Source organism: Janthinobacterium sp. Ant5-2-1 (genome assembly GCF_001445815.1).
GTDB classification, from domain to species: domain Bacteria; phylum Pseudomonadota; class Gammaproteobacteria; order Burkholderiales; family Burkholderiaceae_D; genus Janthinobacterium; species Janthinobacterium lividum_E.
In genome coordinates this window covers 274,582-286,011 of the sequence record NZ_LNCE01000010.1, presented here as the reverse complement: position 1 = coordinate 286,011, position 11,430 = coordinate 274,582, and the positions used below count along the sequence as shown (strand labels likewise).

Genomic DNA, 11,430 nt, shown 5'->3' with positions numbered 1-11,430 from the left:
GGTGGGTGATGCCCGGTGCGCTGCACAAGGCCACTTCGGCATTGCCCACGGCCGTGATGCCGACCGCCGTATCCAGCGGGACATACACGGCGTACGGCGAACGATCCTCGAAGACGCTCTGGCGATTACCTATATTTTCCCAGGTCTGTCCACCCGCCTGGACGGTAAGCGTGCCCGTCAGCACGACGATGCACAATTCGCGCTTGCCCGTGTCCAGCTGCAAGGACTCGCCCGCTGGAAGACGGTGCGCGGCGAAACCGACATGCGTCCAGCCGGCGGACGCGGGCGTGACTTCAACGATCTTGCCGCCGGCCTTGTTCGCTTTGACCAATAGCGGGCTCATGCCGCCTCCCGTTTCAAGCGGGGAATCGCATCAACCAGGCGCGCCAGGTAATCGTGGCCCAGCTTCGCGTATTCGTAGCTGGGCGCGACTGCCGGGTCCTGCTCCGCTTCCACCACCAGCCAGCCCTCATAGCCGTGCAAATATAGGCGCGTGAGGATGGCCGGAAAGTCGATGCTGCCGTCGCCGGGCACGCTGAAAGCGCCATTGATGACAGCCTGCAAGAAACTCCAGTGGCCATTTCTCGCCAGTTTCACCACGTTGGGGCGCACGTCCTTGCAATGCACGTGGCAAATCCTGTCGATTTGTTTGTTGAGCACCGCCAGCGCGTCGCCGCCGGCAAACGTGATGTGGCCCGTGTCGAACAGCAAGCCGACTTCCGATCCCGTCAAGGCCATCAACTGGTCCACGTCCGCCGGCGTTTCCACATAAGCGCCCATGTGGTGGTGGTAGGCCAGGCGTACGCCATGCGCGAGCAAATGCGCGGCAAAGGCCGTCAATTTGTTGGCGTATTCCTGCCATTGCCGCTGCGACTGGAAACGCGGGCGTTTATACAGCGGGCGCGCTTCGCCCTGAATGGCGTCGGCCACTTCGCCGTAGACCATGACGGTGGCGCCGCTGTCGGCCAGCAAGCGCAAGTGCGACGCCACGGAAGCGATCTCTTCCTCGACCGACCGGTGCGCCAGCCGTCCCGAATACCATCCGGAAACACAGGCAAGTTGGTATTTCCCCAGCACCGCATTCAGGGCCGGGGCATCTTTCGGAAACTTGTTGCCCAATTCAAAACCCACGTAGCCGATCTCGGCGCCCTCCTTCAACGCTGTTTCCAGCGGCGTTTCGCCGCCCAGGCTGGGCAAATCATCGTTCATCCACGAGATCGGGTTGATGCCGATCTTCACATTCCATGTCGTTGCGTTCATTGTTGTTGTCCTTGGCGGTCAAGTTCATAACGGGCGCGCGCAGCTTGCACGCCGGGTTGCGTGGAGACCTCTGGCACGGCCACTTCCCACCAGCAACCGCCCTCTTCGGTCGTGCGCGTGTCGTCTGTATCGATGCAGATCAAATACGTGCGGGAAGCGGCGCGGGCGCGCAGCATCGCCTGTTCCAGCTCGGCAATTGAGGCCACGTGCTCGGACAGCGCGCCCAAGGATTGCGCATGCAGGGCAAAGTCGATGCGCGGGGCGCTATCGGGCAACATATTGTTGAACGAAGGATTGCCGCAGGCCTGCTGCAGGCGGTTGATGCAACCGTAACCGCGGTTGTCGAGCACGACGATGATGAGTTTTTTATCGAGCATGACGGAGGTGGCGATTTCCGAATTCATCATCAGATAGCTGCCGTCACCCACCATGACGATCACTTCCGATTCCGGCTTGGCCATCTTGACGCCAAGGCCGCCGGCGATCTCGTAACCCATGCACGAGTAGCCGTATTCCATGTGATAGCCGCCCGGCGTCGACGTGCGCCAGAGTTTATGCAGCTCGGCCGGCAAGGTGCCCGCCGCGCAGACGACGATATCGTTGCTGGTCGAGTCCGCTGAAGAGCGCTGCACGGCGCCGATGACTTCGCCGTCGTACGGCAAGCCGGCCAAGTCGCGTTTTCCCGTGATGGATGCCACGGTGTCGCGCCAGGCGTGGCCCGCCTGCTGTGCACGGTCCATCCATTGGCCCGCGCTATTCCAGCTAACCAGCAGGCGCGACAGGCCTTGCAAGCCCAAGGTCGCGTCCGCCTGCACACCGAGGCCGCGGCGTTTCAGTGCATCAAAACGGTTGACGTTCAGGCTCACCAGTTGCGCCTGCGCAAACAGGGAATTGGAACCCGTCGTGAAATCCTGCAAGCGCGTGCCGATGGCCAGCACCACGTCCGCGTCCGCCGCCAGGGCATTCGCCGCAGGCGAGCCCGTCACGCCGATGGCGCCCAGCTGCAAAGGGTGGTCCCATGGCAGAGAACTTTTGCCGGCCTGGGTTTCCGCCACGGGAATGCCATGGCGTTCGGCAAACGCCTGCAAGGCGGCGCTGGCCTGGCCGTACAACACGCCGCCACCGGCGACGATCAGCGGCTGCTTCGCATTTTTCAACAGCAGCGCCGCCTCTTCCAGTTCCTGTTCAATCGGCGGCACGGCACGGAAACGCACAATGCGCGGTTCAAAAAAATCGACCGGATAGTCATACGCCATCGTCTGCACGTCTTGCGGCAGGGACAAGGTGACGGGACCGCAAGCGGCCGGGTCTGTCAAGGCGGCAATGGCGCGCGGCAAGGCGGTGAGCAACTGCTCCGGATAGACGATGCGGTCAAAGTAGCGCGACAGCGGCTTGAACGCATCGTTGACGGAAACGCTGCCATCCGTGCCATCTTCCAGCTGCTGCAGCACCGGGTCGGGCGCGCGCGAGACGAACACGTCGCCCGGCAACAGCAATACGGGCAAGCGGTTCACGTGCGCCAGCGCGGCGGCCGTCAGCAAGTTGGTCGCGCCCGGGCCGATGGAGCTGGTCACGGCCATCATGCGCCGGCGCATGTGCGCTTTGGCATAGGCAATCGCCGAATGCGCCATCGCCTGTTCATTGTGGGCGCGGTAGGTGGGGAACACATCCTTGTACTGGTACAGCGCTTCGCCGATACCGGCCACGTTGCCGTGGCCAAAGATGGCAAAGGCGCCGCCGAAGAGCGGCTGTCCATCGTCCGTGCGCAAGGCAGCCAGGTAGCGCACCAGCGCTTGGGCCATGGTCAAACGAATCGTCTTATTTTGTGTAGTCATGCCGCACGCTCCAGGCGGTTGCGTGTACGCTGCCACAGGCCAATGAGCTGCTCGAAGTTGGCGCGCACGGCGGCGATCAGGCCGGCATCGTCGAGTTCGCCCGCCAGCCAGCGGCGGCTCGGTTCCTGGAAGATGGTGCGGCCCACCATGAAACCGCGACACGTCGTACTGGCGCTGGCTTGCTCGAAACTGTCGGCCAGGGCGGCAATCGGCGCATTCAAACCCAGCAGGACGACACCACGGCAATACGGATCGCGCTCATGCACGAGGGCATCGATGGCTTGCCATTGCTGGGCTGACATGCTTTCCAGCTTCCACCATTCGGGATAGATGCCCAGGTTGTACAGGCGCTTGACGGCACGTAACACCGTATCGTCGTGCTGCGGCAAGGACTTGGCAGGGATAATTTCCAGCAGCAACTCATGCCCCGTGATTTGCGCTGCATCATACAGGCCCTTGATCTGCGCTTCCTGCTCCAGTCGGTTTTCCGGCATATCGTCCGGGTGCAGTTGCACCAGGCACTTGATCACGTGCTCCTTGGGCCACTGCGTCAACCGCGAAGCGAGCGAGCGGCCCCAGTCGAACTGCAGGGGATTCGAGCCCGGCATCTCGACGGGACGGCCGATCCACCAGCCGCGCCCCGTAGCGTCGTTGAGCGCGTCGGCGCCATAGCGGTCATCGATCAGCACGCCTGTGCCGCCCTGCAAGCCACGCGACGCTTCCGTCTCGCCCACGGCTTGCACGAACAATTGCTTGAGCTGTGAAATCCGCGCTTCATCGCTGACACCCTGCTGGGCCAGCTCAAAGAATTGCGTGCGGTGGTCGAAAGCAAATACGCACAGCTCGTTCCACTCTTTGCGCGCGACCGTCGTGCGGTGCAAACGCGCCAGGGTGGCGTCCTGGTCCGGCTGCGTCAGTTTGACTGCATTGGCGAGAAAATAATCGAGCTCGACGGGCGATGGCATGGCCGGCGCGCAGCCATGGCGCGACACGACGAGGGCGCCGCAGCCATTCGCGTAGCGGCAGCACGCTTCGTAATCCTCGCCGCGCAGCCAGCCTTTCAGGAAGCCCGACAGAAACGCGTCGCCCGCGCCCAGCACGTTCAGCACTTCCACGCGCACGCCTTGATAGTTGAATGCTTCATCGAGACTGGCCGGTATGGCCGCCTCGATCACGGCGCAACCGAGCGGCCCGCGCTTGACGACGAGAGTGGCGCCGCTCACCGAACGCACGGCGCGCAAGCTGGCCATGATATCCGCGCCGCCGCCGGCGATCATGAATTCTTCTTCCGTGCCGACGATCAAATCAAAATGAGGCAGGATCGCCTGCAGGTGGCGCGTCACACCTTCGTTCGAAACGAAACGCGTTTCGCCATCGGCCTTGCCCGACAAGCCCCACAGCACGGGCCGGTAATCGATGTCGAGCACGGTGCGCACATTGTTCGCGCGGGCCAGTTGCAACGCCTGCGTGCTGACGGCGTGCATGGCACTAGTAGAGAAATGCGTGCCGGTGATCAACAACGCCTTGCTAGAGGCAATGAAGGCCGCATCCACCGACGAGGCGTCGATGGCCATGTCGGCGCAATTTTCGCGATAGAAAATCAGCGGGAAGGTGTTCTTGTCCTTGATGCCCAGCATCACCAAAGCCGTGAGACGGTCGCGGTCGACGCCCACGTGGCTGACGTCGCAGCCCTCCTTGGCCAAAGTGTCGGTCAGGAAACGGCCCATGTGGTCGTCGCCCACTTTCGACAGCATGGCGGACTTCAAGCCCAGCCGGGCCGTGCCGAAGGCGATGTTCGCCGACGAGCCGCCCAGGTATTTGGCGAAACTGGTGGCGTCTTCCAGGGTGCTGCCGATCTGCTGCGCGTACAGGTCCACGGCCAGGCGGCCCAGGCAGATCACGTCGAGCGCGCGGCCCTGGGCAAATTCAGTCGTATTCTTCATCACATGCTTTCCTTATGACAGTTGCACGATGCGCTGCTCGCGCCACGACACAGTGGCCGCTTCGGCCAGTTCCAGCGCTTTCAAGCCATCGTGGACGGTGGTGCGCAGGGGTGCGCCGTGGGCAAAGGCATCGAAAAAATGCGCCATTTCGCTGGCGTAGGCGGCGCGGTAGCGTTCCAGGAAAAAATCTTCCGGCTTGTCCACGCTGACGTTCACCGAACCATAGGCCGTCACTTCCGTCGGTTTGTGGTTGCCCGCCTGCAGCATGCCGGCGCTGCCCAGCACTTCGAAGCGCTGGTCGTAGCCATAGGCGGCGCGGCGCGTCGTGTTGATCTGGCACAAGCGGCCTTTTACCGTGCGGATGGTCACGGCCGTGCAATCGAGGTCGCCCGCCGCGCCGATGGCGGGGTCGACCAGGCAGCTGCCCGTCGCGTGCACGCTGACCGCTTCATCGTCGAGTATCCAGCGGAAGATGTCGAAATCGTGGATCAGCATATCCTTGAAAATACCGCCCGACACCTGGATGTAGCTGACGGGTGGCGGCCCCGGATCGCGGCTGGTGACGATGAGCAACTCCGGCGCGCCGATCTCGCCGGCTGCGATGCGCTGCTTGACGGCGGCAAACGTGGGGTCGTAGCGGCGCTGGAAGCCGATCATGCACAGCACACCAGCGTCGTTGACGGCAGCGGCGGCGGCGCGTGCGCGCTCGAGGGTCAGGTCGACGGGTTTTTCGCAAAAGATGGCCTTGCCGGCGGCCGCCGCGCGCACGATCAGGTCCGCATGCGTATCCGTGCTCGACGCGATCAGCACGGCCTTGACTTCAGGGTCGGCCAGCACAGTTTCCACGCTGGCGACGCTGGCGCCATGCAGGGCCGCCACTTCCGCCGCCGCGCCCGCATGCACGTCGACCACGTATTTCAGGCGCACGCCAGGCTGGCGTACCAGATTGCCGGCGTGAATGCGGCCGATGCGCCCGGCGCCGAACAATGCCACTTGAATCATTTTCATCTCCTTGATAGTCGGTATAACGTCGCCCGAAAATGCACACGTGTGCAAATTCGGGCAAAAAAGTTAAAACAGGTGGATGACGCCCAGCATTACACCGCTGAGCTTGGCACCCTTCTTGGTGGCGGCGAAGGCATTGCCGCCAAACGTGTAGTTGGCATTCTTGTCGTTATTCGTTTGCGTGTAGTAGGCGTAGACGGTGCTGCGCTTGGACAGGTAATACTCGTAGCCCAGGGTCGCCTGCTTGGCGCCGCTGTCATCGCCGCGCACGAGAGTGGTCGCCTTGACGGTCACGCTGCTGCCGTTGGGCGCGCTGCCCGACACATCGCCTGCCACGCCGAAACGGCCGATGAAGGAACCGCCGCCCGCCTTGTAGGCGCCCGTGATGGTGAAGTAGTCGCGCTGCAAGTCGCCGCCGGCAACGTCATACACCATGCGGTTCCAGGCCACGCCCACGTCGCCGCCGCCGAAGTTGTAATTGCCCACGGCGCGGAACATCTTTTCGCTGAAGCCGGGGCGCAAGTCCTTGTGCTTTTCATAGCCGACGGCGCCCTTGATGGGGCCGTTCGCGTATTGCACGATGCCCGAATAGATGCGGTCGCCGTTCGATGCCTCGTTTTCACTGGCGCGGTAAATCGTCGCGCTGAAACCTTGCAGCACGGGCGTGCGGTAGCTGACGGCGTTCGAGCTGCGGCGGTTGAAGCCTTCGCCGCCCAGTTGCGAAATGTTGGCGTCATCCTGGATGCCTTCGCCCACGAAACGGTTGGTGTAGCCGTTGATCTGGCGAATCGGCGTGGCGAAGCGGCCCAGCGCGATGCGGCCATAGGCAGGGTTTTCCAGCCCGACAAAGGTATCCTTGCTGTTGATGGCACCCGTGCCATCGTCGAGCTTGGCATTGCCCTCGATCTGGAAGAAGGCAGTGTTGCCATTGCCCAAGTCTTCTCTTCCGCGAAAACCGATCTTCGAGGAATTGTCCGATACGCGCGATACCGATTCGCCGTTCGGCGCCGTGGCCGAACTCGACGTCTCGATACGGTCGAAGCCAGCATGGATGCGGCCGTACACGACGACGCTCGATTCGGCCAGCACACAGCCTGGCGCGGCCAGCAACAATACGGCGGCGATCTTGTTCAACTGCATGGTGCTCTTTTTCATCCCGTTTTTCATTTTGTCTCCTGCTTGTTTTTATGGTGGTGGATTACTCATGATGCTCAACAGCGTGTTGCCACTACATGCGTCCCTCGCCGGACGCCCGCCCTCCTTTCCAGTCCATGTGTTCAGGCGCAGCGCGGCAAGGCCAGCGCCGCCAGTTGCGGATACAAACGGGGACCGCCCACGAGGATGGGGTTACCCTTTTCCAGGCCGTTATCGGCCAGGAAATCATTGCAGCGCCCGCCCGCTTCATTGACGAGCACGATACCGGCCAGGCAATCCCAGGAATTGATGTGCGGCTCGAAATAGCCGATCAAACGCCCGGCCGCCACGTAGGCGATCATCAAGGCGCCGGAACCGTTGCGGATGAACATGCCGCCTTCTTCCAGCACGTCGAGCAGGAAGGGCAGGAAAGTACCGGTGCCCACGCGGTGCGAAAAGCCCACGCCCAGCACGCCGCCCTGCAAGCTGGCCACGTCGTTGACGCGCAGCCGCGTTTCGCCGGCCTTCCCCGCCACATGCGCGCCCTGCCCCTGGCAGGCGTGGAACAGCTCGTCCGCATTCGGGTCGTACACGGCGCCGATGGCGGGCTTGCCGTCGACCAGCACGCCGATCGACACGCACCAGGCCAGCATGCCGTTGACGAAACAGGCCGTGCCGTCGATGGGATCGATGACCCACACGCAGCGCGCATCGGAGGCCCCGCCGCCCCGCTCCTCGCCCACCACGGCGTCCGCCGGGAAGCGCTCGGCAATCTGCGCGCGCAGGAAATCCTCCACCATGCGGTCGGCGATGCTGACCATGTCCTGCAAGCCCTTTTCCTCGATCACCAGTTCCGTGCGGCGCTGGAACATGCCCAGCGCAATCTCGCCCGCCTGGCGGATGATGTGCCGGGCGTAGGCATAGCGTTCCAGGGTCGCCGCGTCGGCCAGTACCGCTGCCTGTGTCATATCTGTCATGCTTGTCCTCCAATGATGGCTGCGCCATGTTCGTGTACGGTCATGGCGACCGATGTGCCTTGCGTGAAAACTTGGCTCAAGTCGTGCGAGACGGCAAACAGTTCGCCGACCGGCGTATCGAGCGTGTATTGCATTTCGCGTCCCAGATAGGTGGCGCGGGCCACGCGCACCACCATGGCGCTGTCGGGCTGCGCAGGCGACAGCAGGATCGCTTCCGGACGCACGGCGAAACTCGCTTCGCCGCTGCGCTGGCTGCGGCATGGCAGGCGCAGCCGCAGCTTGCCCATGACGCAGACGGCCTTGCCGTCGGCTACCGATTCGATCACGCCATCGACGATGTTCGCGTTGCAGATGAAGTCGGCGACGAACTTGTCGGCCGGCGATTCGAACAGCTCGTGCGGCGTGCCTTTTTGCGCGATCACTTGCCGGTTCATGACGATGATCTGGTCGGAAATGGCCAGCGCCTCTTCCTGGTCATGCGTGACGTACACGGCTGTGAGACCCAGCTTGACCTGGATGTCGCGGATCTCGTCGCGCACGCGGCGGCGCAGTTTCGTGTCGAGGTTCGACAGCGGCTCGTCCAGCAGCAGCACCTTGGGCTGCAGCACCAGCGAACGGGCCACGGCCACCCGCTGCTGCTGGCCGCCCGACAACTCGTTCGGGAAGCGCGCGGCAAAGTCGGCCAGGCCCACCAGGCGCAAGCTTTCCTGCGCCCGTTCCACGGCGCGCGGCTTGGTCTCGCCGGAGACGATGAGGCCGTAGCACACGTTGTCGAGCACCGTCATGTGCGGGAACAGCGCGTACGACTGGAACACCATGCTGACGTCGCGCTCGGCGGCGGACGTCAAGGTGACGTCCTCGCCGGCCAGCAGGATGCGCCCGGCGCTGACGCGCTCCAGGCCCGCGATCAGCCGCAAGGTCGAGGTCTTGCCACAGCCGCTGGGGCCCAGCAGGGTGACCATGGTGCGCGGCGCGATCGTGAACGACACATCGTTGACGGCCAGGGCCTTACCGTAGCGCTTGGTAACGCCGTCGAATTCCAGCGCCGCGATGGCTGTTTCATGGGTAGTAAAGTGGTTCATGCGTAGCTCTTTTCCAGGTTGGGAACGGCGGCCGGCAGCGTTTTCTCGGCGCTGACGCGGCGAAGGCGGCGCTTGCCGACCAGCAAATGAATCAATTGGATGCACAGCAGGATGATGACGATCAGCACCGTGGCGTAGGCAATCGCCGTACCGTAGTTACCATTCGACACCAGGCCGATGATGTAGGACGTGGCCATGTCGTAATCGGCGCTGACGAGGAAGACGACGGCCGAGATCGACGTAATCGAGCGCACGAAGCCATACACGAGGGCCGAGGCGATGGCCGGGCGCAGCAGCGGCAGGATGACCTTGCGCATGGTGGTCCAGCTGCTGGCGCCCAGGGTGATCGACGCTTCGTCCAGGCTGCCGTCGAGCTGGCGCATGGCGGCGATGCCCGTGCGCAATCCCATCGGCATGTTGCGGAAGACAAAGCACAGGATCAAAATCGTGGCCGTGCCCGTCAACTCGATGGGCGCCGAGTTGAACGCGAGAATGTAGCTGATGCCGATGACCGTGCCGGGAATGGCAAAGCTGAGCATGGTGCCGAACTCGAACGCGCTTTTCAGGGCGAATTGCTGGCGCACCAGCAGCCAGGCCGACAGGATGCCGACAAAGGCCGTCAACGGTGCGGCGATGGCCGAAATCGTCAAGGTCGTGAACAGCGACGGCCAGGCCTGGCCCGTCCAGTGCCAGCCGGAAGCGCCCGCCGTGATGCCGAAGGCGTCGATGTAATGGCGCAAGGTAAAGGCGTTGTCCTGGCCCCAGTTATTCACGAAGCCGCCCGCCACCACCGTACCGTAGATCAGGGCCGTGAAGGCGAACCATGGCAGGGCGATGGTCCACAAGGTGGTTTTCAGGCGCGGGTTGAGCGAGGCGTGGCCGCCATGGTCGGCCTTGCCCGTCACCGTCACATACGATTTCTTGCCGAGCCACAGGTTCTGGATGAAGAAGGCGCCCACGGCAAACGTCAGCAGCACGATGGCCAAAGTCGCCGCACGGCCCTGGTCGTTCGAGGCGCCCACCACGGAAAAGAAGATTTCCGTCGACAGCACGTGGAAGTTGCCGCCCAAGACCATCGGATTGCCGAAGTCGGCCATGCTTTCGATAAAGCACAGCAGGAAGGCATTGGCGATGCCGGGACGCATCAGCGGCAGCGACACCTTGACGAAGGTTTGCCAACTGCTCGCGCCCAGGGTGCCCGACGCTTCTTCCAGCGAGGGGCTGACGCCTTCCACCACACCAATTAATGTCATGAAGGCAATCGGCGCGAAGGCCAGCATCTGCGACAGCCACACGCCCGTCATGCCGTACAGCCAGCGGCTTTGCTCGATGCCAAACAGCTCACCGACGAGGCCCGTGATGGCCCCGTTGCGGCCGAACAGCAGGATCAGGGCCAGGCCCAGCACGAAGGGCGGCGTGACGATCGGCAAGATGGTGATGGCGCGCATGGGACGTACCCAGCGGCCATTGGTGCGCGTCACCAGCAGGGCGAAGACGAGGCCGAGGAAGGTGGCCGACACGCCCGTCAGCAAGGCCAGCGCCAGGGTATTCCAGGCCACGCCGCAGCGGCCGGGACCGGACACGCAATTGAGGCTCCAGATGCCGGGGTCGGCCAGGCGGCGCGCCAGGGCGGCGGCACCCGTGCCGCCATCATCCATGGGCTGGCCGGCGCTGACGAGGATCAGCGCGACGGGGAACAGCACGAACAGGGAAATGAGGCAAATGATAAGGCCGATGGCGCCGGCCACGAAGGCGTCGCCACGGCATACGCCGCAAGCGGCGGCGCCCGACGTGAGGAGGAACAGCAGGCACAGCGCCAGCAGCAGCGCGCCGAAGCCCAGGCCCGTGCCGGCGGCCAGCGGCCCCCAGCCCAGCCATGCCAGCCACAGCAGGCCGGCGCCGCCGATGGCGATCTGGCCCAGGCCCAGGGTCTTGCGGTGGGGATTGCCGGCCACCAGCGCGGCGCTGGCGGCGATCAGGGCGAAGAACACGCCCAGCGGCCAGGCGCCGAACGACAGTACGTGCAGCACGGCCGGTGCGCCACGGTCACTGAAGAACTGGCCGTCGCGCAGCCATTCGCCGGTGAACAGTCCCGCTTCCTGCTGCTGCCAGGGCAACAGGCACAACGCTGCCAGGGCAAGCAGCAGCCAGCCGTAAAATATCTTTTTCATGAGTTTCATCCAACTATGAACGT

At 63.6% G+C, this 11,430-nt stretch carries 9 protein-coding genes; all 9 read right to left on the bottom strand.

Going from position 1 to position 11,430, the window contains the following annotated elements:
- Nucleotides 1-343, bottom strand: a 343-nt coding sequence (locus ASN89_RS04025; protein ID WP_200968963.1) for a 5-deoxy-glucuronate isomerase, incomplete at its 3' end; no start/stop codon positions are given.
- Nucleotides 340-1,260 (bottom strand): myo-inosose-2 dehydratase, encoded by a 921-nt coding sequence (gene iolE, locus ASN89_RS04020; protein ID WP_058048349.1) that lies wholly within the window; start codon nt 1,258-1,260, stop codon nt 340-342. The genes iolE and ASN89_RS04025, both read right to left, overlap by 4 nt.
- On the bottom strand, nt 1,257-3,095 hold the full coding sequence (gene iolD / locus ASN89_RS04015; protein WP_058048348.1) for a 3D-(3,5/4)-trihydroxycyclohexane-1,2-dione acylhydrolase (decyclizing): 1,839 nt from the start codon (nt 3,093-3,095) through the stop codon (nt 1,257-1,259). The genes iolE and iolD overlap by 4 nt, the downstream gene beginning before the upstream one ends.
- Nucleotides 3,092-5,038 (bottom strand): bifunctional 5-dehydro-2-deoxygluconokinase/5-dehydro-2-deoxyphosphogluconate aldolase, encoded by a 1,947-nt coding sequence (locus ASN89_RS04010; RefSeq protein ID WP_058048347.1) that lies wholly within the window; start codon nt 5,036-5,038, stop codon nt 3,092-3,094. The genes iolD and ASN89_RS04010 overlap by 4 nt, the downstream gene beginning before the upstream one ends.
- 12 nt (nt 5,039-5,050) lie before the next feature.
- Entirely contained in the window at nt 5,051-6,040 is a 990-nt protein-coding gene (gene iolG / locus ASN89_RS04005) for an inositol 2-dehydrogenase (RefSeq protein WP_082654381.1), read from the bottom strand.
- A gap of 69 nt (nt 6,041-6,109) precedes the next feature.
- Entirely contained in the window at nt 6,110-7,210 is a 1,101-nt protein-coding gene (locus tag ASN89_RS04000; protein WP_082654380.1) for a porin, read from the bottom strand.
- Nucleotides 7,211-7,320: 110 nt separating this feature from the next.
- Nucleotides 7,321-8,154 carry an inositol monophosphatase family protein gene (locus tag ASN89_RS03995; protein WP_100428235.1) on the bottom strand — a complete coding sequence of 278 codons (834 nt, stop codon included), beginning with the start codon at nt 8,152-8,154 and terminating at the stop codon, nt 7,321-7,323.
- The gene (locus ASN89_RS03990) at nt 8,151-9,236 is read right to left on the bottom strand and encodes an ABC transporter ATP-binding protein (RefSeq protein WP_058048344.1); all 1,086 of its coding nucleotides are present in this window, start codon (nt 9,234-9,236) and stop codon (nt 8,151-8,153) included. Before ASN89_RS03990 ends, ASN89_RS03995 begins: the two co-directional genes overlap by 4 nt.
- Nucleotides 9,233-11,407 carry an ABC transporter permease gene (locus tag ASN89_RS03985; protein ID WP_235501838.1) on the bottom strand — a complete coding sequence of 725 codons (2,175 nt, stop codon included), beginning with the start codon at nt 11,405-11,407 and terminating at the stop codon, nt 9,233-9,235. The genes ASN89_RS03990 and ASN89_RS03985 overlap by 4 nt, the downstream gene beginning before the upstream one ends.
- Between the last annotated feature and the right edge of the window lie 23 nt (nt 11,408-11,430).